This window comes from Lysobacter brunescens, from assembly GCF_042677005.1.
Classification (GTDB): domain Bacteria; phylum Pseudomonadota; class Gammaproteobacteria; order Xanthomonadales; family Xanthomonadaceae; genus Lysobacter_I; species Lysobacter_I brunescens.
On record NZ_JBHTIF010000001.1, the window covers coordinates 531,123 to 556,021 of the forward strand.

The window sequence follows — 24,899 nt, forward strand, 5'->3', positions numbered from 1 at the left end:
CATGCTCGCCCACGAAGGAAACGCCATGACCCCCATGCCCCTCTCGCGCGCCGCCCATCGCCTGCGCACGCCCCTGCTCGCCGCCCTGCTGCTGGCCGCATTGCCGGCGCTGGCGCAGGAACGCATCCGCTGGCCGGTGACCTGGCAGGCCGGGCAGACCCTGACCTACGAATCGGAATCGCTGGAGCGGGAACTCGACGACGGCGGCATCCGCGTGTCGCGCAGCAGCGACGTCAGCGAAGTGCGCATCGTCGAGGCCGGGCCCGGCGGCATCCTGCAGCACTGGACCACCCGCGACAGCCGGATCGAGACCGTCGAGGGCGATCGCGCGACGACCGATGCGGTGGCGCCGCTGCTCGACCAGTTCGAAGGCTTCGTGGTGCAGATCGAACTCGGTCCCGACGGTCGCTACCGAAAGCTGCGCAACCTCGACGAGACCGCCGCGAAGATCCGCCAGGTGATGCTGCCGCTCGGCGGCACCAGCCTGGAGGACATCAGCGCGCGCATCGACCCGGACATGGCGCCCGCCGACCGCGAGATGATCCTGGCCATCGCCCGGCGCAACATGGAAGCGATGATGGCGAAGTTCTTCACCGACGAAATGGTCGAGGCCATGACCACCGGCGGCGTGAAGGGCGTCACCCAGTTTTCCGGTGGCGAATACGAAGTCGGCAAGCGCTACCGCGACGCCGAGCCGATCGAATCGCCGCTGCTGGGCCGCAAGCTGCCGGCACGCCGCGAATTCACCTTCACCGTCGACAAGCAGGATCCGACGCTGGCGCGCGTGGAATGGACGCACACGCTCGACACCTCCGGCGACCCCGCGCCGCTGTGGGGCCTGGTGTCGGAACTGACCACCGGCGGCCTGGAGACGGCGCGCGGCGAAGGCCGGCCGAAGGACCTGGCGCTGCGCGAGGAAGGCATGATGCTGTTCCGTCGCGACACCGGCGTGGTCGAAGCGCTCGAATCCACCGTGACCAGCCGCTACGGCAAGGAACACGACGAGCACGACCGCAACCGCATGCGCCTGCGCGGCAGCGCGCACGCCTGGCCGCGCGATCCGGCGCCGACGCGTTGAGCGCGCGCGGCACGGACCGAAGCATCGCCAACGGCCGCACCGACGCGGACGCACGCGCGCAACGCCTGCTCCCGGCGGTGCTGGCCGCATGCATGTCCGCCTTCGTCGCGGCCGTGGTGACCGCAGTCAATACCGGCATCGACGCAGCGTTCGCGCTTCGCTGGCTGAAGGCCTGGGCGATCGCGTTGCCCGCCGCCATCGTCGCGGCCTACCTGTTCCGCCCGCTGGCCTGGCGCATCGCGCGCCTGATCGCCGGCGCGCGCTGACCGCAAGGCGACGCGGTCAGGGCAGGCCGATGCTCACCGCATCGCCGGCGCCGGCCACCACCGACACCTCGGCACGGATGCCGCGCGCGCCCAGCCAGGTCGCGACCGCGTCGCCGCGCGCACGGTCTGCGGCGTCGACCCGCACCGCCGTGACGTTCCAGCGCGCCAGCGCCCAGGCGACCGACTCCAGCGTCGCAATCGCCGGTGCGCCCTCGACGAGTGCGCCCTGCTCGTCGATCGCGTCCTCAGCCAGGGGGACGATGGGCAATGCCTGCAGCGCCGGGATCACCTCGATCGCGATGTCGCCGGCCTCGGCACGCATCGCCGACTCGAGCGCGCGCGATGCCGCCAGATCCAGGCCCGCGCGCGGATGCAGGCGCCAGCGTACGACCCGGCCGCCGTCGCTCGTGTCGAAGGCACCGAGATGCGCGATGGCCTTCGCACGCACCGCCTCCATGGCATCGCGTGCCGCCGAGCGCCGCTGCGCATCGTTCTGCAGCGCGGCCACGCTCTCGCGCAGGCGCGCCAGCGAATCGGCCTGCGCGGCAACGGCACCGTCGTCGGTGGTCAGCACCTCGCGCAGCTGCAGCCGCAACGGCCGACCCAGTGCCGCTTCGACCTGCGATTCGATCCGTTTCGCCATGCCCGGACGGTGGCTCGCCGCCAGCAGGACCGCGTCGACCGCGTAGACCTCGCCGTCGCGCTCGATGCGCAGCGCGCTGACGCGCCCGCCCGCTTCCGCCGCCGCGTCGTCCAGCGCGGTGCGGATGGTGCGCTCGGCGACGCCGCGCGCGGCGATGTCGCGCAGGGCCAGGCCCAGCGGGATGGACAGCAGCACGAAACCGGCGACGATCAGGCCCGCCTGCCAGGCCGACTGCTTAGGCGAATCGGCCGTGCCGAAGCGGTACCAGCGCGCCACGATCGTCGCCGAGAACGCGATCGCCAGCAGGTTGGTCATGAACAGGAAGGCGGCGCCTCCGGCGATGCCGCCGTTGCCCGTGGCGATGCCGAAGCCGACCACCGCCAGCGGTGGCATCAGCGCCGTCGCGATCGCCACGCCGACGATGGTCTCGCCCTTGCGGGTGATCGTCGCGTAGGCCCCGGCGATGCCGGACAGCACCGCGACCAGCAGGTCGAACAGGGTCGGCTCGGTGCGGCCGAGGATCTCCGGCGTGGCCTCCTGCAGCGGCGACACCAGCACGATGCCGATCGCGATCGCCAGCGCCAGGGCGACGCCGGTCGCCAGCGTCTTCAGCGCGCGCCGCATGCTGATGAAATCGAACGTGGCCAGCGACATGCCCAATGCGATGATCGGCCCCATCAGCGGCGAGATCAGCATCGCGCCGATGATCACCGCCACCGAGTTCTGCAGCAGGCCCAGCAGGGCGATGCCGCAGGCCAGGGTGACCATCAGCGCGTAGCGCGCATCCAGGCGCGCACCGTCCTCGATGTGGGCCAGCACTGCCGCACGGTCGATATGCTGCCCGCGGATCCGCCACAGGCCGATCCTGCGCCCTATCGCCGCCATGTCGATCATCGTAGCCCCCCTGGATCCTCGTCGTCCCGTCGATCTTAGAGCCTGCCTGCGATCGCCGCATGCCGACGGCATGCGGCTGATCCGGTGGCCGCCCGATAGAATCCCCCGGCCATGCCCCGCCCGACCGCCACCATCCCCACCGCCTCGACCCTCGCGCTCTGCGCGGCGCTCGCCTGCGCGCCCGCCGAGGCGCGCACGGTCTACCGCTGCGTGCGCAACAACACGGTCAGCCTGTCGACCGCGCCGGAACCTGGCTCGAAGTGCGAAGCGAAGCAGATCGACGACAACGCCGTGCAGACGCCGAACCTGTGGGGCGAGATGGGCGTGTTCAGCGGCACGCTCTACGAGCGCGAGCAGGACGGCAAACTGGTCTACGGCACGCGCAACCTGCCCGGCTCGCGGGTGTTCCTGCGCTTCACCGTGGCCACGCCGCCGGGCGAGCCTGCGCACGAGGGCCTGGGCCGGGTCGGCAAGCCGCAGCTCGACCGCCACCCGCGCCTGTTCAAGGCCGCCGCGAAGAAGCACAAGGTCGAGGACGCCTGGCTGCGCGCAATCGCGCACGCAGAAAGCCTGTTCGACGAGAAGGCGGTTTCGCCCAAGGGCGCGCAGGGCGTGATGCAGCTGATGCCCGACACCGCAAAGGAACTGGGTGTCGTCGATCCGTTCTCACCGGCTGAATCGATCGACGCCGGCGCGCGCTATTTCACCGCGCTGCTGAAGCGCTTCAAGGGCGATGTGACGCTGGCCATCGCCGCCTACAACGCCGGGCCCGGCGTGGTGTCGCGCTACGACGGCGTGCCGCCGTACGCGGAAACCAAGGCCTACCTGGAGAAGGTGCAGGCGCTGTACCACGCGTACAAGGCCGCGCTCTCGCCACCGCCGCAGCGCCCGGCCGACGCGGTGGCGCGCCCTGATCCTGCGCAGCCGCCCGCGCAGGTTCCGTCGAAGGCGTCGCAGAACGCACCGGTGAAGACGCCCGCCCCGACCGCAAAACCTGCGTGAGTCCGCAGCCATGCGGCATACTCCTCGCATGACACGCGATTTCAGGATGGTCGGCTTCGACGCCGACGACACGCTCTGGCGCAGCGAGGATTATTTTCGCGACGCGCAGGTCGAATTCGAACGCATCGTCGGCACCTACGTCGACCTCGACGATGCGCACGACCGGCTGTACGCGGTCGAGAAACGCAACATCGCGCTGTTCGGCTACGGCGCCAAGGGCATGACGTTGTCGATGATCGAGGCCGCGATCGACATTACGGACGCGCGCATCGGCGCCGCCGACATCCACCGCATCGTCGAGATCGGCAAATCGGTGCTGCAGCATCCGGTCGAACTGCTGCCGGGCATCCGCGACGCGGTCGAGGACATCGCCCGCGACTGGCCGGTGGTGCTGATCACCAAGGGCGACCTGTTCCACCAGGAAGCCAAGGTGCGCGACTCCGGGCTGTCCGACCTGTTCCGGCGCATCGAGATCGTCAGCGAGAAGGACGAGGCCACGTACGCGCGGCTGATGCGCGAATTCGACATCGCGCCCGAGCAGTTCGCGATGGTCGGCAATTCGCTGCGTTCGGACATCGTGCCGGTGGTCGCGCTGGGCGGCTGCGGCGTGCACATGCCCTACCACGTGACCTGGGCGCACGAGAACGAGACCGCGCCGCCGATCGCACCCGACCGCATCCGCACGGTCGACGGCCCCGCGGAACTGCCTGCGGCGATCCGGGCGCTGGCGGCCGGCTGAACGTGGAAGCTGAACGGGATCGGGGCGCTTGCCGCCGACCGGCAAGAATTAAAAAACGGTTCACGCGCGCGGCGGCATCGTCTGCCCCACGTCGCACCGTCCCGCGACACGCTGGAGAACCGAAATGACGATCCTCGCCCGCTGGATTGCCCCCGTCGCCCTCGCCGCCGCCCTCGGCGCCGGCGTCCTGATTCCCGCCCCGGCCGAAGCCCGCGACGATCTGATCCGCGTCATCGTCGACCTGCCGGACATCGTGTTCCGCTCGGGGCATCCGTACTACCGCCACGGCGGCTACGGCTACAACGACCGCCTCATCGTCGAACGCGACCGCCGGGGTCGCCCGGTCTACTACCGCCAGGTGCCGCGTGGTTACCGCCACGACGGCCCGCCGTACGGCAACGCCTATGGCTACCACCGCAACCGCGACCATCGCTACAGCCGCCAGGTCTGCGACAGCCGCGGTCGCTGCCGGGTCGAGTACTACGATCCGCGCTACGACCGCCGCGATGATCGCCGTCACTGGCGCGATCGCCACTGATCCTTTCCTGCGCAGACAGTCTCCCGCCACCTCCGAACGCCGCGCCCCGCGCGGCGTTCGTCTTTCCGGCATGCGACATGCCCGTCCGCAAACTGCGACACCGTGGCTGGACGCGGGCAGGCATGCGCCGGAAGATGCCCCTCCCGAGCCTCCGGAGTCCACCGCCATGCGCCGCCTGATCGCCACCTCGCTGCTCGCGCTCGGCCTCGCCGCCGGCACCGCCCACGCCCAGGACTTCAGCATCGGCTGGAACCCGCGCAGCGGCGACGTCTGGGTGGACACCTGGCTGGGCGACATGAACCGCTACGGCAGTCGCTACCGCGATCCCTTCATCGATGAACTGGTCCGTCACCACAGCGCACCGCGCGAACTGGTGGTCGACCTGCTCACGCGCCGCCGCTGGGCGCCGGGCGACGTCTACTTCGCCTGCGCCCTGGCCAAGCTGGTCGGCCGGCCGTGCCGCTACGTCGTCGACATCTGGGAACGCGACCATGGCCAGGGCTGGGGAGCGATCGCCAAGCGCATGGGCATCAAGCCCGGCTCGGCCGAATTCCACCGCCTCAAACGCGGCATGGTGCCGAGCTACGACCGCTGGGGCCGGCCGATCAGCCTCGACACCCAGCTCGAACGCGACTTCCCCGGACGCGGCAAGGGGCCGAAGCACCACTCGGGCGGCCCCAGTCATGGCCCGAATCATGGCCCCGACCACGGCCCGGGCCATGGCGGCAAGGGCCGGGGCAGCGACCACGGTCCCGGTCATGGCGGCGGCAAGGGACAGGGCAAAGGCAAAGGCAACGGCAAGGGCAAAGGCAAGGACTGAGCCGATGACCGACGCCCCGGCGTCACGCATCACCCACCACGGCGGCTGTCATTGCCGCCGTGTCCGTTTCGAGGTCGACGCACCGGCCGACCTCGATGCGCTCGACTGCAACTGCTCGATCTGCCGGATGACCGGCTTCCTCCACCTGATCGTCCCCGCCTCCCGCTTCCGGCTGGTCTCGGGCGAAGACGCGCTCACCGACTATCGCTTCAACACCGGCACCGCGCGACACCTCTTCTGCCGCCATTGCGGCGTGAAATCCTTCTACGTCCCACGCAGCCATCCCGACGGCTTCAGCGTCAACGTGCGCTGCCTCGATCCGGACCCGGCACGCGCCGTCCGGGTCCAGCCCTTCGACGACGGTGACCGCGAAGCCGCCACGGTCGCTCTGGCGCACCTGTCGCGGGACTGAGGTCGCGGCGCCCGGAATCCAGGGCCGCAGACACCAGGCGCCATCGACATCTCCGGCAACCCCGGCCAGACCCCCGGGGCGTTTCGATCCGCGCCCCGCCCGTGCCGATCGGCACGGGAAACCCCGGCCGGGGCGCGCGCTATGATCGCGACGCGCCCGGGCTGGCCCGGGTGGACGCGCTCCAGGGAAGGGGGTCGCACGCCATTGCCGCGCTTCCGCCGATACGGACACGGCGTTGCGACCGGAGTCCATCGTCATGTCCGTGGTACCGCCCGCCAATCTGACCGAGCTGATCAACCGGCGCGAGGCTGCCGACAAGCCGGCCCTGGAGGCGTTGGCGACAGAACTGTGGCCGCGCCTGGAACGCCTCGCCGCGCTGCAGCTGCACGGGCGCAGCGGCCTGACCCTGCAGGCGTCGGACCTGGCCCAGGATGCGTGGATCGCGCTGATGCACGACTTCCCCGGGCGCTTCAACAACCGCGAGCATTTCTACGCGCTGGCAGCGCGGATCGTGCGCAACATCGTGGTCGACTACCTGCGCCGGCGCAGCGCCGAGAAACGCGGCAGCGGCCTGCCGTTCGAGAAGCTGGAGCAGATCGAGCACGAAGCCGCTGCGCCGCTGAACGACACCGTGGATTGGATCGCGGTGGATGCGGCGCTGACCGAACTGTCGAAACACCACGAAGCCGCCGCGCAGGTGGTGGAACTGAAATTCTTCGCCGGCCTGACCAACGAACAGATCGCCGAGGCGATGGACCTGTCCCGGGCGACGGTGGTCCGCCACTACCGCTACGCACGCGCCTGGCTGATCGATCACTTCGGGGTGGAGCCGGTCGGGGATGGCTGAGCAGGGACGCGGCATCGACGAAGGCCAGCTGTTCGAAGACCTCTGCGAACTGACGCGCGACGCGCAGGCGCGCGCGCTGGCGGCGATGGCCGCGCGCGAACCGGCGATGGCCGCGCGGCTGCGCAGGCTGCTGGCCATCGACGATGCCTACGCCGCGCACACCGCGCGCAGCGTGCGCCCGCAGGAACTGCCCGACCCCGTGGACGGGATCAGCGACATCGGCGCGTTCCGTCTGGTCGAACGGATCGGCCGCGGCGGCATGGGCGTGGTCTACCTGGCCGAACGGCGCAGCGGATTCGCGCAGCGCGTCGCCCTGAAACTCATGCCGCGTTTCGTCGGCGACGAGGCCGGCCGCGAGCGGTTCGCGCGCGAACGCGCGCTGCTGGCGCAGCTGCGACATCCCAACATCTGCACCATCCTCGACGGCGGCGAACTGCCCGACGGCACACCGTGGCTGGCGATGGAGTACGTGCCCGGCGACACGCTGTGCGCCTGGTGCGCGCAGCGCAACAGCAGCCTGCGCGAACGCATCGCGCTGTTCCTGCAGCTGTGCGACGCCGTGCAGTACGCGCACCGCAACCTCGTGGTGCACCGCGACCTGAAGGACAGCAACGTGCTGGTGGACGACAGCGGCCACCTGAAGCTGCTGGATTTCGGCATCGCCCGCTCGCTGGTGCCGAACGCCGACGGCCAGACGCTGGCGCAGGACGCGTTCTTCTCGCCGATGACCGCCGCCCCGGAGCAGGTGCGCGGCGAACGGGTCGCGGTCGGCGCGGATGTCTACGCGCTCGGGGCGATGCTGCACCAGCTGCTGTGCGGCCGGCTGCCCTTCGAGCAGCCGAAGCGTTCGCCGGTCGAGCTGCAGCGCGCGATCCTGGAACTGGTGCCGCCGCGGATGAGCGATGTTGTCGCGGGCCTGGCGCCGGGACGCGCGCCGGTGCCTGCGGCCGCGCTGCGCGGCGACCTCGATGCGATCGTCGCGCAGTGCCTGCGCAAGGATGCTGCCGAGCGCTACGCCGAAGTCGGCGAACTCGCCCGCGACCTGCGCGCCTGGCTCGGCGGCCATCCGATCTCGATCGCGCGCGGCGACCGGCTGTACCGCGCGCGCAAGTTCCTGCAGCGGCACCGGCTGACCGTCGCCCTCGCGACGACCGCGTTCGCGGGCCTGCTGGTCGCACTCGGCGTGACCCTGTGGCAGGCCGACGCGCTGCGCAGGGAGCGCGATGCCGCCGAGGCCGCGCGGCGGCAGTCCGAGGTCGACCGCGACCGGGCGCGCACGGTCGCCGCGTTCATGCGCGACACCTTCGAGGAAGCCGATCCGGGACGAGCCACGCGCGGCGACCTGCTCGCGCGCGAGCTGATCGAACGCGGCCGGCGACGCCTGGACGGACTCGAAAGCCAGCAGGACGTGCAGGCCGAACTGGCGCTGCTGCTGGCGGAAAGCTACGCGGGCATGGGCCTGCTGCGCGAAAGCGAAGACCTGCTGCGCCGCTACGACACGGTGATCGAACGACTGGCGACCACAGACCCCGATGCGCGCTGGCGTGCCCGGCGGCTGTCGCTCGGTCACCACATCCGCCTGGACACGGACGGCCCCGAGCTGGACCGCGCCCTGTCGCAGCTGGAGGCCATCGCCACGACACCGTGGATGCGCGTGGAGGCGGCCAGCCTGCGCGCACGCCTGCATGAGCGTCGCTCGCAGTTCGGCGCGGCGGCGCGGACCCTGGAAGCGGCGCAGCGCGACCACGGGGCGACCCTGTCGCCGGAACAATCCCTGCAGCTGCGCGTGGACCTGGGCAATGCGCTGCTGAGCGCGAACCGCATCGAGGACAGCCGGCGCATCTGCGCGCGGATCGCGGGCGAGCCGCTCGACGGTTTCACGCCCGCGCTGCAGGTCCGCGCGCTGCGCCTGCTCGTGCGCGAACGGGAGAGCGACAGCCGCGCCGATGCGTCGCTCACGGCCGCCATCCTGCGCTGGCGGGACACGGCGGTCCGGCTGTACGGCGAGGAATCGCTGGAAGCGGCGAAGGCCTACGAATACATGGTGGACACGACCGACGACCGCGCCGAACAGGACGCCCTGGTCGCCAAGGCCTACGCGATCCATCGCGCCAAGCTGCCGCTGGTGTCGACGGAACGCGCGCATGCGGAATTCAACACCGGGCATTTCCTGGGGAAGTACCGCAACGACATTGTCCGGGCCGAACCCTACTTTGCGAGAGCCGTGGAGATCGGGCGCCGGCTCAAGGGACGGGGCCATGCCGATGTCCTGCGCTTCGAAGTTGCATGGGCGCGGGCCCTCAATGCGCTGGGACGCCATGCGAGATGCCTGGAGGCCTTGTCCAATCCGCCGGAACTGCCCGAGGACGCGTCGGACGCCACCCGGCTCGGCAACCTCAGGCTGGCGCTGGCCGAAGCGGCGGCGGCGCAGGGGCTGCACGACCGGGCCATGGCCGAAATCGTCGCCATCCAGCGAATGTGGACACGACTGGGCCAGGCGATCCCGGACAAGCAGGCCGCCGCGATGCGTCGCTTCGCTTCCCCCGCACCGACCATCGCTGCCCCCGTCCCTGCGCCCGTGCGGACGCCCTGATCCTCCCCGGATCGGATTTCCGCTCGTACAGACACACCAACCTCCGACACACCCAGACCATGTCCAGACGCACCCTGTCCCTTGCCCTGCTCTCGCTGTGCGCCCCCGTCGCATTCGCCCATCCGCCCTGCCCGCGTGAGCCAGTCGACGTCGACCCGGTGCTGTCCCTGCCGGACGGCAACGCCGTGCCGCACCTCAGCGTCTCCACCAGCTTCGTCGGCGATGCGGACGTTCTCGTGGCACTGCAGCGGCATTCGAATGAATTGCCCGGCACCGGCAACTGCCGGACGGGCGACAGCAGCATCGAGTTCCCGGGTCCCACCAGTACGGAACCGGGGCTGGGGATCCAGCCACCGTACGCCAGACGCGCGGGCTTCGGCATGCTCGGCCTGCCCGACCTGCGCAGCGCGCCGCTGAATACCGCACTGACCTACCGGCTGGATTTCAAGATCGACAAACAGCCGCTGCCTGCCGGTGGCGACTGGGTGGACATCATCCAGTTCGAGTTCCGCTGGAACGGCTGGCCGGACACGGGCAAGAACCTCCCGTCCACGTTGTATCGCCTGCGCCTGCGGCAAAGCACCGATCGGGGCACGCCGACCGTGGCCGAAGTCATCGAAGTCCGACGGCCCGATCCCGATTCGGGCCATTCGACCCAACAGGTCGTGGCGAGCCTCACGCTGGATCAGCCCGAGGCGAGAATCCCGATGGCGCTGCAGTGGCATCAGCGCAACCGCTTGCCTGACAATGACGACACGATCGATCCGCCGGGCGACGACCTGCAGATCATGAGCCTCCCGCAAGGCGGCACGGACGACATCGGGATCATCGGCATCGGCGACAAGGGATCCAGCAGCATCGTCAATCCCGTCGACTCGGCGTTCGAGATCCTCGGCCCCGGCGGCGTCGTGCTGTATCGCGCCGAGCTGCCCGAGCAGTGGGCCGAGAGCATGCAGTTCGGCCTGCTGAACTACCACAGCCCGTCGATCCCGACGTCCGTGCTCACGCCTGCCGTGCACACGACGGAGGAAACGCTGAGCGTGATGATGAACGAGTGATGCGCGCCGATCGCGGACGGACTCGATGCCGCCACCATGCGATGCACGACGCGATGATCCTGTTTCCGTGCGATTCCCGCTGATGAAGGAAACCGGCCCATCGAAGCGCGATCGGGCCGGTTTCCACCGGCCCAGCCGCCGCATCGCAGACAAGGAATCCGACACCCATGCATCGCACGCTTTACATCGCCGCCGCAGCCCTGCTGTTCGCAGGCCACGCCACTGCCGAGACCCCCAGGTCCGACGGCTTCCGGATCGAAAGCGAAGACCAGTTCGCACGCGATTACGCCGATAGCGTCGAACGCATCGACGCAGGCGTATACCTGGTGACGAAGGGCGCTCTCGCCGGCAGGACCATCACGCTCGGCGAATCCGGCCTGGCCTATGACCTGGCCGCCCTGCGCGCCCGCGTGCCCGCCAGCGGTCGCGAACGATCAGTGCTCCAGTCGCAGGTGAAGCGGCTGCAGCGGACCGCCGAGCGATTCGAACGCCAGCGTTCGAACGCCACCACCCGAGCAAGTCAGCTCGGCGCCATCCAATGCAGCTACTTCAACTGGTCGACCCGTCAGACCATCTGGTACAGCGGAACGGCCTACGTCAGCGCGACCGCCGAGTACTACATGAGCAACGGTGGCGGCGGGCTCAACCCCTACTACGCGCGTGCAGCCGCCAGCGCCAACGGCAGTGTGTCCGCGCCCCCCGGCGTACCGTTCGGATCGGGCTCGCTTTCCGCGCATGCCGTCGCCTGGAACCGCAACACCAACGTCATCGCCCAGAAATTCTCGTTCGGCAACTATCCGAACGTCAGCTCGGGATACGTCTACAGCGGCCCGGATTTTTCCCACAACCTCGAAGCCTTCTCCGGCGTGGAAGGCGAAGGCGACTGCCTCGGCTACGTCGGCATCTCCGCCAACCTCCAGTAACCGTCCTCGGCAGGACACCCAGCGCGCACGGAAGCGCGCCGGGTGTCTTTTTTGACGATGCCGGGATCCGTGCGCATGCGTCGTTCCGTCCTGAGAGGCGATGCACTGCCCCTCTCGCCCGGCATCATCACGACGATGCAGCAGCACGTCCCTGCCATCAACGATCGAACAGGCGACGCAGGCGTCCGCGCTTCGGTTCCGCAGGCTTGGGGGCCGGCACCGGGGGCGCGGGCGGCGGCGGCGGATCCTTGAGCAGCTTCCGCGCCAGCGCATAGAACTTCTTGCGCTCCGCCATGCCGTTGTAGCCGCCGTTGATGGTGATGCCGATGTATTCCACCGGCGACACCTGGATCACCTTGCCCCGGTACTTCTTCGAGAGCTTGCTCGTGTCGGGATGGTTCGCCGGGTCGTTGAGATTGCGCGTGCGCCAGTACTCGCATGCGCTCCACACCGCGTACTGCGGCGTTTCGAGCAGCTCCGGCGCATTGATGAACTGGTCGCGACGACCGCTGCGGATGCCCAGCTGCAGGTAATTGGCGCGTCCGGTGGTCTGGAAGATGCCGCGGCCCTTAAAGCGCGGCCCATCGCCCGGGCGCGTGTTGCCCAGATCGGCGCGCCCCTCGTAGGCCTTGCCCGACGCGTATTCGCGCAACACGCGGAAATGATCGGTCTCGTGGCAGGCCTGCGCGAGGAAATGCGCGTACTCCTGCGCGGTGTCGATCTCGTACTGCGGGCAATAGTGATTCATCCACTGCGCCAGCTCGGGCATCCAGCGCGTCGATGCGCCCGCGATGCTGGCCAGATGTTCCGCTGTCACTACGAACGCCATGCGCGCTGCTCCCTGTGCGACTGCCTGTTCAGGTTGTGACGCGAATGCGTCGCGGCGACGGACACGCCGGCCCGACCGTTCGTCGGAATGCGTTCGGCTCGTCGCAGGGTGGCCGCTCGCGACATCGCGACGCGTTGCAGTGAAAGCGGACCGGCGGACCCAAGCGTACTGCCGACATGGAAAACCTGCGGTGCGGACGCACCGCGTGCCCACGGAGACACGGCATGCCCAACGGACGACTCTTCGAACTCCAGCACGTGGTGCTGGCGCCGCACCTTCGCGTCGCCGAGGCGGTGGTCGCGCCGCCGGCGACGCCCGATGCGGCCACGGTGGCGTCCACCGCAACGATCAGCGCGGTTGCGCTGCATGCGCAGCCGTTGTCCATCCAGCCCGCAAGAGCCGAACTGCTTCGCATTCGCCCGAAGCTCGAGCTGATGCGGCCGGACCTGTTCCAGGTCGCGACCAGCTTCCCGCGCGAGTCGTCGTCGCATCCCATCGCCGCGACCGCGCAGCCGGACGACACGCAGCTGTTCGAATCGGCCGACGGCGCCACGCGCTACTGGCTGCCGCGCTATCGACTGCGCGCCGCGACGCAGGGTCGCTATCAGGTGGGCGTGGTCGCGGACGCGGACGGTCGCTGGGTGCTGAGCCTCGGGCTGGAACGCTATCCCGCACCGGAAATCGCGACAGCGGCGCAGACCGCCGCGCGCCTGCCGCACACCATCGCGGCCACGCTGCGCTTCATGCTGCCAGGCACTACGGTGGAGCGACGGCTGGCCGTCGACGAGATCGTCGAGGACGCGGGCGGACCGGTGGCGATCCTGCGGCTGCCGCTTGCCGACCGCGACGATGTCCTCGGCGCATTCATGACCCGGGAGTCGAAGACGACGCTCGACGTGGCGCGGCAATACACTGTCGCGGTACCGACCGGCGAAGAGGCCCCGGCCGACGCCACGCCCGTGGATCCGGGCACGTCGATACCGGTCGATCGGATCGAACCGGATCGGCCCTTTCCGCACCTGCGCAAGCCGATTCCGCGTGGACGCGTGACGCCGGTCGATCCACGTCCGGTGTCCCCGCTTGCCGAGGGCGTGCTTGCCGAGGGCAGGCTTGCGGAAGGCAGGCTTGCGAATGCCGTGCCGGCCGATGGCGCGCTCGCGGCGACGCGCATGCGGCGCCTCGACATCGCGTCGATCCGCGCCACCCCCACCCTGCATGCACGTCCGCTGATCCGCGAACGTCCCCGCATCGAACTGCCGCCGGCCGTCATCGCGAAGCCGCTGTACCGGCAGGCGCCGCAGCATCAGCCCATCGCGATCCCGCTGTGGTTCGATCGCAACCTGCATCCCTACATCTATCCCAGCGGTGCGCCCGATGCCGCGGCCGGCAGCGCGCTGACCCTGCACACGGTGGCGTGGACGGCGCCGGGGCAGGCGGCACGCAACCATGCCTACTTCCAGAGCGTGTCCGACCCGTCGCGGTTCTGGTACCTGCCCGATGTCTTCCGCCTCGCGCGCACCAGCACGGCGCCGTTCCGCCCGGCGCTCGCGTTCGTGGTCGATCAGGGAGAAAGCGAGGACGCGACGGAAGTGGAACTGATCGCCGATGTGCAGCCGGTCACCGACGGCAAGCGCCTGCTGGCCGCGCGCACCGCGCTGGCCGCGAAGATCCCCGCGACCGGCGTCGCACCGCGCCCGATCACGCTCGAACCACTGCTCGCACGCTCGGTGCTGCGCCTGGGACTGCCACGCGGCGGACGCATGCAGCAGGTCACGCTGGACATCCCGGTCGACCTGGCCAACGGATTCCAGCTCAGCGACCGATTCGCGATGGATGCGTTCCAGGACGTGTTCGCCGCATTGACTTCGGAACAACCCGGTACGCTGCTGCGCGGCAGCGTCGCGGTGTCCACGGGCATGGGTGGCGATGCGCTGATCCCGGTGGAGATCGATGTCTGCCGCATGCAGGGCGAACTCTTCGAGTACGTCGAGACGCCCGATCCCGCCACTGGCGGCATGTCGGTCCGCCTGCGCAATCTCACCGAGGGCGCACTGTCCATTTCCGCACTGCCTGCATGGCTCGCACGGGGCGCGACGATGCTGCCCGCGAGCGTGCGCGGCATCGACCTCTCGCAACCCCTGCGCATGGACGCCGATGGCGAGCTGCTGATCGAAGTCCTGCCGGACGCGCCGTGGCCGGACGATGCGCAGGGAGCGACCGATGCGATCTTCGACACGTCGGCGATCGTTGCGCTGCCCGATCCGGAACAGGTGTTCGCTCAGACCTTCGACAACAGCATCGAACAGGACACGCTGCGCGAGATCACGGTGATGACCGACCCGTCGGTGCTGGCCGGCGACGGCACGCCGGGCAGCGCGCTGCGCATGATCATCATCGAGTTCGCCGGCAATCGATCGGTGCGCCTGAGCGCGACGCAGATCGAACAGACCGTGCAGGTGCCGGTGCCGCTGATGGACATCCTGCTGCGACGCGATACCGAAGGCCGCTATCGCTTCCGGCAAACGCTGATTCCGGTGTCCGGTCCGCAGCGCACGGATCCGCAATGGCGCGAATCCGACCTCGCGGTGCTGTTCGCCCCCATGCCCTGAGCCAGCGGACCAGCGCCGTCGGCACACGCCTTCGGTCGCACGCGTTCCTGGCAGGACTTCCCCCACCGATCGCTCGACAGGCGCCGCAATGCTCGCTGGTTCCCCCGACTGGAATGCATCCATCGCCTTCGACGGCCATGCGGCGTTCGCCGCATGGGAGCGACCTGCGATGTTCGTCGTGCCGCCGACCGCGCTGGTGGCGCGCACGCACGACGGCGGCCCCGCACTCAGGCTGGACCGCTATCGGCAGGATCGCGATCGCGACGGCCTCGCCGAATTCTCGTTCCTGTCGCTCGCTTTCGCGGTGGACACGCACCTGCCCACGCCAGGCGCAGCACAGGGAACGGACGCGCTCGACTTCCATCCGATGCGCATCGAACGCGGCTGGATCCGCCTGGATCCCGTCGGCGCACTGGACCTGCCCGATGCCGTACGCGCGCTGCAGCCGCTCGACATCGCCGGCGGCGGCTCGATGGCCCTGGGCGTCCGGCTGGACGCGACGGCGACCGAACTGTTCATCGGCGCGCTGCGTCGCGGCATGGCCCTCGTCAACGCCAATGCCTGGTGTCGCGTCCGTGGCGTCGCAGCGCGTCATCCGCTCTCGCTCTCCGTCGATCCGCCCGCACTGCTCGCCGGCCTGCGGGCGATCGCATCCGTCGATGCCGCCGCATCGACGGATGCGATCGGGATCCCGATCGACGTGCTCCGCGAGACCCTGCTCGCGGATCCTGCGCGCCTGGGCCTCGCGCCGCTCGGCCAGGTGCCCGATCGCGACCGCACGCAGGCCGTGCAGGCCGTTCTCGATCGATGCGCGGCGCGCTTCGCCGAACCGGTGCCGGGCGAGCGCGACGACCGCATCCATCTGCGCTTCGATCCTGCACGGATGGGACCGGCGCAATTGCGCTGGTCGCTGGACGACGTCCTGCTGGCGCCACGCGTCTTCGCGCTCGCCGCCGATCCGCTCGGCCCGCTGCGCGACCTCGACGCATCGGCGCTGGAACGCGACGTGCTGCGCGACCGCACCGCACCCGCGCTCGACAGCGGCTGGCACGCCATCACGGTCCTTGCCAACGTACCGCAGCGCCGCGTCGGCCTGCTGCGCGCACAGGTGGACATGGTCGCCGCAGCCAGGCCACCGGCACGCCCATTCGCGAGCAAGGCCAGCTTGCCGCTGCCCGGCGATCGTTCGCCTGCCGTGGCGACCTTGCGCCTGTCGCCGTCGGAGCCGCTCGCCTACCGCTGGCGCACCCAGGCCTTCGTCGTCGACGCTGGACGCGTGGCGATGCTGCCGGGACCCGAGCGCGAATCCACCCGCGAAATGCTGGTCGTCGGGATCGAGGATTTCGGCCTCTCGCTGGTGAACGTCGACTGCGAACGGTCGTTCCTCGACCAGGCCAGCGTCACCGTGCGCGTCGAGGGAACGCGCGAAGGACGCGCATGGTCGCTTTCGGCGAAGCTCGACCGGGATGCACCCACAGCCGCGTTCGCGGTACCGCGCGACGTGGTCGGCGCGACCCTGTCCGCGACTGCGGAGGCGCTCGCGGGCGATGCGCGCGCGACGATGGCGCCCATCCCGGTCGAAGCGCTGACCCTCGATGCCTTCAGCTTCGAAGGCAGCGGCGCGCGCGCGCTGGATGTCATGGGCGTCTTCGACGACGCGAGTCGGGAGATCCTGGTGGAAGTGGTGCCGGAAGGTCGCGAGCACGAGCCGACGCGGATCCGCCTGCTGCGTCTCACGCCTGCGTCACCGCACGAGCGATGGACCTGGACGGCAACGTCGCCCTTGCGTCCCGGCTATCTCTGGCGCCGCCACGGCCAGTCCCGGTGGTCGCCGGTGATGTCGCCCGAATCGGCACTGACCGTGCACAGCAGCAACGCGCCGGGTTCGGCGCAAGGAGCCAACATGGAACGAGTCATCGAAGACGCCGTGTTCTCGCCGGTCCCCGGAGAAACCGGCGTCTGGCATTACCGCGCGCGACATCCGGGCATCGCTGCGGACGGAGGAACGTCGCAGATCACGCTGATCTCGGCCGCAGGCATCCACATGCTGTCGCTGACGGCGATCTGGGGCGTACCCACGCCGCAGCTGGAAGCCGCGCGCGCTGCGCTCGCAGCGGAAGCGGGCATCGATGCCACACGCATCGAATTGCGCCCGTCGCCCCATGCGGTCGGCGATGTGGTGCTGCGCTTCGGCGATGGCGCCGGCGCCTGGGAGGATGCAGCGCGCACGCAGTCCTCCGGCATGCCGCCCTACCACGCCGCGTTCTCGCTGATGCTCGACGACGCGCGCGCCGACAAAGTCAAACGCGCGCTCGCCGGCGAGGCAGGACTGTTCGGCGTCGCCTACGCGTGGACGCTGCCCGGAGGCGCACGCACGACGACCTCATCGGTCGACAGCGCCTCGGCGCACGTCGACGCTTCGGTACGCGTCGACGACGCTGCGGGCCACGCATCGTTCACCACGACGGACACGCTCGCCACCGACACCACGAGCGGCGGCGATGCGACGTCCGGCGAAGCGTTCGCGGATGCGACGAGCTGGCGAATCCGTCCGCCCTGATCCCGGCGCTTCGCCGGACCCCGTGCGGGGTCGAAAGGCATTTCCACATGGGATCCGTGCGCAGGGTCCCCAGGCGGCATCTCCAGACGCGATCTCCACGCGGGATCGTGCAGGGCGGACTCATGCGCGCGAATGAGTGTCCGCCATGCCTCCGTTCGAAAACCCGCTCAAGAACCCGCTCGAAAATCCGTTCGAAAACATGCATCGCCGGCTGTCCGCATCGACCCGCGCAACGCGTTGACGAAGCAGCAGGCATCACACACGGCACGATCCACGCCATCGCCTCACACCGCACGGATCGGCCATCGCACACGTCAAGGAGTACGACCATGATGCAATTGGACAACGTCCGCCAGCTCCACGGTTACCAGGTGCACGGCGACCACGCCAGCGACCACACCTTCTACGTCTACCCCAAGGAGCCGACCATCAAGCGGCTGGACAACGGAGGCCTTGCCCTGCGTTTCGTCGAGTACGGTCAGATCCGCGAGGACGGCGGCAAGAAATTCGGCGGCTTCATCGCATTCGACGCCGAACTCTGCGTGCCGGACGACGCGATGAAGAAGATCACCACCGACCTCCAGAAGGAAGTGGATGCGAAGTACCAGCGCACCGGCAGGCAGGCGCCCAAGGTCCAGCTCGCCACCGTCAGCTGGACCGACGGCACCGTGGAGCTCCTGCTCACCGAAGGCGGCGCCCTGGTCGAGAAGATCCGCTCTCCCGGCAAACCGTCCCTGTTCGGCAGCAACGTCGCGTCTTTCCAGATGGAACTGAGCGAACTGGGCACGGCCGTCTTCAAGGAGACATTGAGCACCGGTGCGGGCAGCGCGATCACGGTCGTCTACAAGCTGAACCACTACATCCGGCTGCCCGAGATGAAGGCCTGGGGCCGCTGGAACGCATCCGAGTTCTACTCGTTCTTCCAGGACATCAACACCGAAGACAACTTCTGGAGCGAAGACAGCTACACCGAGGTGGTGAACTCCTCGCGATACAAGAACGACGTGACGGAAACGCACTTCGAGTTCGTGCAGGCGCCGAACCTCAGCCCGGAAGAGAACACGAAGCTGGAAGCCGAGATCCGCGCGATCATCACCAAGCAGCTGGAAGCGGCCGTGCAGCGCAACCTGCTGAAGGAAATCGCCGAAGTCGACCCGAACACGAAGGAGCTGCGCGAAGGCCAGGACATCGAGGACATCCGCCGCAGCATCAACAAGACCCAGATGGCGAACGTCGAAGTCAAGTGGAGCGAAGCCAAGACCATCCTCGTGCCTAGGAATCCGCAGGGCATGCTGCCTTCGATTCCCGCGATGAAGGGCAAGGACAACAAGCCGCTGAAGTGGGAGGACTACTACAGCAAGGTCAGCGTCGACGAATTCCTGAAGACCCTGCAGGTCAGCATGCGGGTCAACGCCGACTTCACGAAGCTGCCGATCCACAGCGTCGAGGTGAAGATCTGGTACCCGCACGGACCGTTGGCCAAGACCCGGGAATTCACCTTCGATTCGCCCGACGATGTCGCCAAGTTCGAATGCTTCGTCCACAACGGCATCCGCAAGTTCAAGTACCAGTACACGGTCAACTACCGCGGAAGCGCCTTCGTCTATCGCTCCGAGGAGAAGGAGACCGACGACACCAACCTGACCATCAACGTCGACGACCTGGGCATCCTGGCGCTCGACATCGCGCCGGGCGACATCAATTTCGGCCAGGTCGACCGGGCGATGATCACCGTGCGCTACAGCGGCGGCGTGCGTCCGTTCGAGAAGAAGTTCAACATGACCAAGGACGCGAACACCTTCTCGGTGCGCGAGGTCATCGAGCGTCCGCGCACGAACCCGATCCTCTACCAGGTCACCTACCAGATGGCCGACGGTCGCGAGATCAAGCGGCCCGAACAGGAACAGCTGGCGTCCGAGCTCTACATCGACGATCCGTTCAGCTCGATCAAGACCGTCGCCTTCCGGGCGGTGGGCGACCTGGAGAACGACATCCAGGCGATCACGGTCGACGCGGTCTACGTGGACCCGGGCAACAACTATCGGCAGACCGTGCGCAAGAACCTGTCGTCGGACAACCCGGCGGAAGACTGGTCGTTCCCGGTGATCGACGACACGCTCGGCGAAGTGCGCTGGTCGGCGACGATCACGTTCCGCAACGGCACCATGCGCGAGTTGCCGGAGACGCCCGCGAAGCGGCCGACGATCACCATCGGCAGCGGCACCGTCGATTTCCTCGAAGTCGCGGTGGTGCCGGACCTCATGGACTGGGACAAGGTCAAGCTGGTCAACGTCGCGCTGAAGTACGTCGATGCCGACAACGGCGTCAACGAACGCATCGAGATGCGCTTCAAGTCGGGCGATGCCGAAAAGAACTGGAAGGTGCCGATCAAGGACGCTACGAAGACCGGCTACGAAGCGACGATCACCTACTTCATGGTCGATGGCGGGCGCAGGGTCACCGAGGGCCCGAAGCCGATGACCGACCTGTCGCTGTTCCTTGAAGTCCCCGCCTGAGGAACGCAGCCATGCTCCTACTCGACAGCCGCACGCGCGAGATCGACGGCATCACGGTCTTTCCGGACCATGCCGATCCCGAGCAGTGGTACTACATGCCGCTGGCCCCGCACCTGACCACGGTGCGCGATCGCACTGCGGGAGTGGACGTCCCGCAGTTCCTGCTGCTCGGCTTCCGCGGCGACGCGGGCAACGGCGGCTTCCTCAATTTCGACGTGAACGTGGGCGCCAGCCAGTCGCAGATCGACCGGCTGGCCCAGGCCATCGCCAACGACGAGAACCTGCGCAACGCGCCGCGCCTGGCGCCGGTGCCGCTGGAGGACGGCACCGTCCGCCTGCTGATGCTGGGCAAGGCCAGCGACAGCACGGCCGCACCGACCGGCACGCAGGACTTCGTCCTCAAGATCGATCATCACGCCAAGCCCGCCCTGTACGGCAACAACCAGGCGGCGTTTTCCGTGCGGCTGGACCAGGACGGCTTCAGCCTGATGCGCAGTTGCCTGGACGGCGAGATCCTGCCGGTGGCCGTGATCTATTCGCTGGATTTCCTCGGCCTGCGCCCGGCCTACAACATCCGCCTGAAGGTCGACTGGGACCGCGTGCAGAAGCACATGGACGAGAGCTTCTCCGTCGGCTTCATATTCGGCTCGTCGGAGATCGGCAAGGCGGTGGATGAACTCGTCGACAGTCGCGCCATCGTGCTGGAGTCGGACACCTTCGTCGTCGAGAGCGATGACACCAAGGGGATCATCGACCGTCGCGATGCCGCGCTGGCCCAGGTGCGGGCGATGATCACCGAGGCGTTCTTCAACGTCAGCCTGCCGCCGTGGACGCCGGAAAAGAAGCCGGACTGGGAACGCGCGATGGACGCGGTGGGCCGCTTCGCCGGCCAGCAGGCGGCGCATGCGGCGGGCGGACCGGCGATGGGGCTGATGCCCAGCTTCTCCTACAAGCGCATGGACTACACGCGCATGGACCGCAAGTCGCTCAACGTGAATTTCTCCGAGCGCGTCGCGGTGAAGAAGTCGATCCATCCGCAGGGCCACCTGGCGGCACTGACGAAGACGCTGCGCGATGGCGGGCTGCCGCTGGACCGCTTCGTCAAGCAGGTGAGTCTCGACAACGACTGGTTCCAGAAGCGGCGGATCAAGGGCGTGGTCCGCGCCGACATGGCCGCGGACGACATCGCCAGCATCAACCTGCGCGCGCGCTATGCGGGCAAACCCAAGAACGCGCTGCTGACCCCGGCGGCCCCGGAGGCGAGCTTCGAGTGGCTGAGCGAACTGCGCAACGGCGCGATGGTGCGCGAGGTCGAGGTCGACTACGAAGTCACGTTCAAGTCGGTCGACACCGCCGAGCGGCCTGCGGTCCTCAAGTCAAAGCCGCGCATGGTCGACGTCGACAACCTGGAGATCATGCCCAGGGAGCTGTACGCAATCGCGACCGTGCCGGTGCTCGCCGAGAACTTCCCCTGGGACCGCTACACCTCGGTGGAAGTGCACCTGCGCTACACCGACGAGCGCCAACGGCATCGCGCAGCGCGACATGTTCCGGCTGACCGCCGAGGCGACTTCGGCCAGCTGGAAGATGTTCATGCTCGATCCCGCGCGCACGGGATTCGAGGTGCGCAAGGTATTCCGCGCCAAGGACAACCGCGACGTGGAACACGCCTGGACGCCTTGCGACGACACCCAGGTGGTGGTGCGCAATCCGTTCCCGACGCGGCGCGTGGTCCAGGTGGTGCCGAGCGTGAACTGGAGCGAGGTGTCCGAAGCCTTCGTCGACTTCCGCTACGAAGACCCGGCGAACGACCTGCTCGTGGAGGAATCGCTCAGCTTCAGCGAGGGCGCGTCGTCGAAGGCGTTCGCGGTCGACCTGCGCGACCCTTCGCGCAAGTCGGTGTTCTACCGGGTGGGCCTGCACTACAAGGACGGGCGCTTCGTCGAGCTGCCCGAGTCGATGACCAACGCCAACCGCATCGCGCTGCGCGCCGACGCGAAGGGCCGCCGCATCGTCACCGTGCGCCCGCCCGCCGACTTCGAACGCAGGAAGCTCCGCAAGTGCACGATGCGCCTGCGCTTCGAGGACTTCGCGGCGGGCCTCGCGTTCGAGGACGAGTTCGTCTTCGAGAACGGCAGCAGCCTGGCCGAGTTCGAGTACGACTACGTCGATCCGGCGCGCATGCGCTACGAGTACAAGGCCTCGTTCCTGTTCGAGAACGGCCTGTCGAAGAGCGGCAACTGGACCGCGACCGCAGCGACCGACCTGGCCGCGAAGATTCCATGAGGAGGACATCATGCTGCAGCTCGATTCGCGCACGCTGACGATCGAAGGCGTCACCGTGTTCCGCGATCACGCGGATCCTTCGCAGTTCTGGTACCTGCCGGGGCCGGTGTCGCTGGCCCGGCGAGAAGCGGACCAGCGCGCGAAGTTCACCTTCCTGAAGTACAAGAACCGCCCCGGCGCCGCGCGACGCGGCGGCGGCTACCTGATGATCGAGACCGAACTGGCGCTCGACCGCGATCTCGAACGCCGGGTGACGGAACGCCTGGCCTCGATCAGTCGTGGCCGGCCGAAGCTGGCGCCGGTGCCGTTCGACGAGGGCACCGTGGCCTGCGTCGCGCTGAACCTGCAGGGTTCGGGCGGCACGCGTGCCACGCCCGCGCCGGAAGGCGCGTTCAATGCGGTCGAGACCATCCTCGGCGCGGGCAAGCCTTCGCTGGCCGGCAGCAATACTGCGGTCTTCAGCCTGGAACTGTCGGCAGAGGGCGCGACCCTGCTGGAGAAGGCGCTGCAGGAAGGCACGACCCCGATCGGCGTGATCTACGACCTCAAGTACACCGGCCTGCGTCCGGCGTTCAACGTCAAGATCACCGCCGACTTCAACCAGGTCTTCACCCATTTCAGCACTTCGGCCAACGGCCAGCGCGGCTTCGTCCGCGCCGGCATCGATGCCGGTTTCGAACGCCTCGTCCGCGATGGCGCGATCCGCATTGAAGTCGCCGACATGACCAACAGCGCCGAGAACGAAACGCGCATCAAGGACGCGCTGGATTTCTTCAAGGGACAGGTGCTCAACACCTGGTTCACGCCGGTGCTCACGCCCGGCACCCTCGCCGCTGCGGCCGCGCAGGCGGACAGCCTGGACCAGGTGCGTGCGCTCGGCGCGCAGCTGCGCCCGCCGCAGCCGCCCGCACCCGAGCGCCCGCCGGAAACCCCGGCGCCGGCCGACCCCGTCGACCACGGCCCGAGCCCGACCGCAGGCAGCGGCCACGGCGATGCGCCGGCCGGCATGGCACTGCCCGCCGGCGGCGGCGGTGCGGATGCCAGCCCCACCGAAGGCACGGGCGAGCCGGCGACGACCGGACCCGCACCGGCCTCCGGTGCGGCCGGCCTCGCGGTCCGTCGCGATCGCGGCGCGGCCGTGGACGCGGTGGCGGACGGCGCCGGTGCAGGCGGCACGACGGGCCGCAGCGGCGACGAGACCGTCGCGGCGTTCAGGCTCAAGACCATCCGCCAGGAGGAACGGCGCAAGGTCACGTTCGAGTACAACCGCGCCGAAGCCCAGCAGCGCACCTACGCACCGCAGGGCTTCATCGGCCTGCTCGCGCGCGACTTGCGCCGCCCGCCGTACTTCATCGAGATCGACATCGACGACGCGTTCTTCCGCAGCATCGACATCGAGGCCAAGGCACCATTCGATTTCGAGAGCGTCGGCCTGCGCGAGATCCACCTGCAGATCGACTACGGCCCGACCAGCGACCCGAACAACCACCGCCGCAAGGACTTCGTGTTCACCGCCGAGGATCGCGGGCCGAAGACCGTCGAATTCATGACCAACCTGCGCAAGGACCGGACGTACGCGTACCAGGCGCAGTATCACTTCGACCCGGCCAGCGGCTGGGATGGCGTGCGCAGCTCATACGACGGCCCGCGCGTGGCCTCGACCGACGACCGCACGCTGGTGCTGAACCCGGCCGAGGCGGTCGGCTTCCTCTCGGTGCGGCTGGAACCCGGACGCATCGATGCAGGCGTGGTGGATGCGATCGAGATCGACCTGGAATACGCGGACCCGGCCGGATGGCGACGCGAGCACACCGTACGCATCGATGCCGACGCGCCGGAAGCCCAGACCTGGAAGCTGCGCACGTCGCCGAACGCACCGCGCAGCTGGTCCTACACCGTGCGCCACAAACTCAAGGACGGCACCGAACGCGCATTGCCGAAGGCGACGACGCGTGCGACCTCGGTCGTGATCGACGACCCGTTCCCGGGTTCGCTCGACATCACCATCTTCCCGAGCCTGGACTTCGGAAGCCTGCGCGCCGCGATGCTGGACGTGACCTACGAGGACGCGAGCCACCACTACGTGCGCCAGCAGCGCCTGCGCCTGGAGCCGGACGCGACCGAGCTGAGCGTGCGCTTCTCCACCCCGGATCCGAAGCGCCGCGTCTGGCGCCACCAGCTCACGCTGGTCCACGCCGACGGCCGCACCGAGCGCCGCCCGGCCGTGGAGACCGAAGACGACATCCTCGGCATCGTCGCCTGACGCCGACGCCGCACGACATCACA

Annotated in this window: 18 protein-coding genes; 16 read left to right on the forward strand and 2 right to left on the reverse strand. The window is 68.8% G+C overall.

What is annotated here, in order from left to right; genetic code table 11:
* Positions 1 to 25 precede the first annotated feature (25 nt).
* Positions 26 to 1,078 carry a hypothetical protein gene (locus ACFQ0E_RS02275; protein WP_386822078.1) on the forward strand — a complete coding sequence of 351 codons (1,053 nt, stop codon included), beginning with the start codon at positions 26 to 28 and terminating at the stop codon, positions 1,076 to 1,078.
* A 92-nt stretch (positions 1,079 to 1,170) separates the two neighbouring features.
* Positions 1,171 to 1,344: a DUF2798 domain-containing protein gene (locus tag ACFQ0E_RS02280; protein WP_386822079.1), complete on the forward strand. Its 174-nt coding sequence runs from the start codon at positions 1,171 to 1,173 to the stop codon at positions 1,342 to 1,344.
* A gap of 16 nt (positions 1,345 to 1,360) precedes the next feature.
* Here the strand turns inward: ACFQ0E_RS02280 and ACFQ0E_RS02285 are convergent, their stop codons facing one another.
* A complete protein-coding gene (locus tag ACFQ0E_RS02285) occupies positions 1,361 to 2,881 on the reverse strand; it encodes a DUF389 domain-containing protein (protein ID WP_386822080.1) in 1,521 nt (506 codons plus the stop codon).
* Between the two features lie 111 nt (positions 2,882 to 2,992).
* Between ACFQ0E_RS02285 and ACFQ0E_RS02290 the strand changes: the two genes are divergently transcribed.
* From ACFQ0E_RS02290 to ACFQ0E_RS02330, 9 genes are all read left to right on the forward strand, one after another.
* A complete protein-coding gene (locus ACFQ0E_RS02290; protein ID WP_386822081.1) occupies positions 2,993 to 3,883 on the forward strand; it encodes a lytic transglycosylase domain-containing protein in 891 nt (296 codons plus the stop codon).
* A 28-nt stretch (positions 3,884 to 3,911) separates the two neighbouring features.
* Positions 3,912 to 4,622 (forward strand): HAD family hydrolase, encoded by a 711-nt coding sequence (locus tag ACFQ0E_RS02295; RefSeq protein WP_386822082.1) that lies wholly within the window; start codon positions 3,912 to 3,914, stop codon positions 4,620 to 4,622.
* Positions 4,623 to 4,746: 124 nt separating this feature from the next.
* Positions 4,747 to 5,160 (forward strand): hypothetical protein, encoded by a 414-nt coding sequence (locus ACFQ0E_RS02300; protein ID WP_386822083.1) that lies wholly within the window; start codon positions 4,747 to 4,749, stop codon positions 5,158 to 5,160.
* A gap of 166 nt (positions 5,161 to 5,326) precedes the next feature.
* Complete coding sequence (locus tag ACFQ0E_RS02305) at positions 5,327 to 5,980, forward strand: hypothetical protein (RefSeq protein ID WP_386822084.1); 654 nt, start codon at positions 5,327 to 5,329, stop codon at positions 5,978 to 5,980.
* A gap of 4 nt (positions 5,981 to 5,984) precedes the next feature.
* Complete coding sequence (locus ACFQ0E_RS02310) at positions 5,985 to 6,392, forward strand: GFA family protein (protein WP_386822085.1); 408 nt, start codon at positions 5,985 to 5,987, stop codon at positions 6,390 to 6,392.
* Positions 6,393 to 6,648: 256 nt separating this feature from the next.
* Positions 6,649 to 7,239, forward strand: a complete 591-nt coding sequence (locus ACFQ0E_RS02315; RefSeq protein ID WP_386822086.1) for an ECF-type sigma factor — start codon at positions 6,649 to 6,651, stop codon at positions 7,237 to 7,239.
* Positions 7,232 to 9,832: a serine/threonine-protein kinase gene (locus ACFQ0E_RS02320; protein ID WP_386822087.1), complete on the forward strand. Its 2,601-nt coding sequence runs from the start codon at positions 7,232 to 7,234 to the stop codon at positions 9,830 to 9,832. The genes ACFQ0E_RS02315 and ACFQ0E_RS02320 overlap by 8 nt, the downstream gene beginning before the upstream one ends.
* Positions 9,833 to 9,891: 59 nt before the next feature.
* Positions 9,892 to 10,890 carry a hypothetical protein gene (locus ACFQ0E_RS02325; RefSeq protein ID WP_386822088.1) on the forward strand — a complete coding sequence of 333 codons (999 nt, stop codon included), beginning with the start codon at positions 9,892 to 9,894 and terminating at the stop codon, positions 10,888 to 10,890.
* 167 nt (positions 10,891 to 11,057) lie between these two features.
* On the forward strand, positions 11,058 to 11,813 hold the full coding sequence (locus ACFQ0E_RS02330; protein WP_386822089.1) for a hypothetical protein: 756 nt from the start codon (positions 11,058 to 11,060) through the stop codon (positions 11,811 to 11,813).
* 157 nt (positions 11,814 to 11,970) lie between these two features.
* On the opposite strand, the gene ACFQ0E_RS02335 is transcribed toward ACFQ0E_RS02330, so the two are convergent.
* Complete coding sequence (locus ACFQ0E_RS02335; protein ID WP_386822090.1) at positions 11,971 to 12,642, reverse strand: glycoside hydrolase family 19 protein; 672 nt, start codon at positions 12,640 to 12,642, stop codon at positions 11,971 to 11,973.
* 224 nt (positions 12,643 to 12,866) lie between these two features.
* On the opposite strand from ACFQ0E_RS02335, the gene ACFQ0E_RS02340 reads away from it, so the two are divergent.
* The 5 genes from ACFQ0E_RS02340 to ACFQ0E_RS02360 all read left to right on the forward strand — a co-directional run bounded on the left by ACFQ0E_RS02340 (position 12,867) and on the right by ACFQ0E_RS02360 (position 24,876).
* Complete coding sequence (locus ACFQ0E_RS02340; RefSeq protein WP_386822091.1) at positions 12,867 to 15,251, forward strand: hypothetical protein; 2,385 nt, start codon at positions 12,867 to 12,869, stop codon at positions 15,249 to 15,251.
* 88 nt (positions 15,252 to 15,339) lie between these two features.
* Positions 15,340 to 17,811, forward strand: a complete 2,472-nt coding sequence (locus ACFQ0E_RS02345) for a hypothetical protein (RefSeq protein ID WP_386822092.1) — start codon at positions 15,340 to 15,342, stop codon at positions 17,809 to 17,811.
* Between the two features lie 329 nt (positions 17,812 to 18,140).
* Entirely contained in the window at positions 18,141 to 20,327 is a 2,187-nt protein-coding gene (locus ACFQ0E_RS02350) for a hypothetical protein (protein WP_386822093.1), read from the forward strand.
* Positions 20,328 to 20,422: 95 nt separating this feature from the next.
* Positions 20,423 to 22,651 carry a hypothetical protein gene (locus ACFQ0E_RS02355; RefSeq protein WP_386822094.1) on the forward strand — a complete coding sequence of 743 codons (2,229 nt, stop codon included), beginning with the start codon at positions 20,423 to 20,425 and terminating at the stop codon, positions 22,649 to 22,651.
* On the forward strand, positions 22,624 to 24,876 hold the full coding sequence (locus ACFQ0E_RS02360; RefSeq protein WP_386822095.1) for a hypothetical protein: 2,253 nt from the start codon (positions 22,624 to 22,626) through the stop codon (positions 24,874 to 24,876). Before ACFQ0E_RS02355 ends, ACFQ0E_RS02360 begins: the two co-directional genes overlap by 28 nt.
* Positions 24,877 to 24,899: the final 23 nt, after the last annotated feature.

Excerpts from the sequence above, each read along its gene's own strand:
- ACFQ0E_RS02275 (WP_386822078.1), top strand. The coding sequence starts at position 26 with ATGACCCCCATGCCCCTCTCGCGCGCCGCCCATCGCCTGCGCACGCCC.
- ACFQ0E_RS02280 (WP_386822079.1), top strand. The coding sequence starts at position 1,171 with ATGTCCGCCTTCGTCGCGGCCGTGGTGACCGCAGTCAATACCGGCATC.
- ACFQ0E_RS02285 (WP_386822080.1), bottom strand. The coding sequence starts at position 2,881 with ATGATCGACATGGCGGCGATAGGGCGCAGGATCGGCCTGTGGCGGATC.
- ACFQ0E_RS02290 (WP_386822081.1), top strand. The coding sequence starts at position 2,993 with ATGCCCCGCCCGACCGCCACCATCCCCACCGCCTCGACCCTCGCGCTC.
- ACFQ0E_RS02295 (WP_386822082.1), top strand. The coding sequence starts at position 3,912 with ATGACACGCGATTTCAGGATGGTCGGCTTCGACGCCGACGACACGCTC.
- ACFQ0E_RS02300 (WP_386822083.1), top strand. The coding sequence starts at position 4,747 with ATGACGATCCTCGCCCGCTGGATTGCCCCCGTCGCCCTCGCCGCCGCC.
- ACFQ0E_RS02305 (WP_386822084.1), top strand. The coding sequence starts at position 5,327 with ATGCGCCGCCTGATCGCCACCTCGCTGCTCGCGCTCGGCCTCGCCGCC.
- ACFQ0E_RS02310 (WP_386822085.1), top strand. The coding sequence starts at position 5,985 with ATGACCGACGCCCCGGCGTCACGCATCACCCACCACGGCGGCTGTCAT.
- ACFQ0E_RS02315 (WP_386822086.1), top strand. The coding sequence starts at position 6,649 with ATGTCCGTGGTACCGCCCGCCAATCTGACCGAGCTGATCAACCGGCGC.
- ACFQ0E_RS02320 (WP_386822087.1), top strand. The coding sequence starts at position 7,232 with ATGGCTGAGCAGGGACGCGGCATCGACGAAGGCCAGCTGTTCGAAGAC.
- ACFQ0E_RS02325 (WP_386822088.1), top strand. The coding sequence starts at position 9,892 with ATGTCCAGACGCACCCTGTCCCTTGCCCTGCTCTCGCTGTGCGCCCCC.
- ACFQ0E_RS02330 (WP_386822089.1), top strand. The coding sequence starts at position 11,058 with ATGCATCGCACGCTTTACATCGCCGCCGCAGCCCTGCTGTTCGCAGGC.
- ACFQ0E_RS02335 (WP_386822090.1), bottom strand. The coding sequence starts at position 12,642 with ATGGCGTTCGTAGTGACAGCGGAACATCTGGCCAGCATCGCGGGCGCA.
- ACFQ0E_RS02340 (WP_386822091.1), top strand. The coding sequence starts at position 12,867 with ATGCCCAACGGACGACTCTTCGAACTCCAGCACGTGGTGCTGGCGCCG.
- ACFQ0E_RS02345 (WP_386822092.1), top strand. The coding sequence starts at position 15,340 with ATGCTCGCTGGTTCCCCCGACTGGAATGCATCCATCGCCTTCGACGGC.
- ACFQ0E_RS02350 (WP_386822093.1), top strand. The coding sequence starts at position 18,141 with ATGATGCAATTGGACAACGTCCGCCAGCTCCACGGTTACCAGGTGCAC.
- ACFQ0E_RS02355 (WP_386822094.1), top strand. The coding sequence starts at position 20,423 with ATGCCGCTGGCCCCGCACCTGACCACGGTGCGCGATCGCACTGCGGGA.
- ACFQ0E_RS02360 (WP_386822095.1), top strand. The coding sequence starts at position 22,624 with ATGCTGCAGCTCGATTCGCGCACGCTGACGATCGAAGGCGTCACCGTG.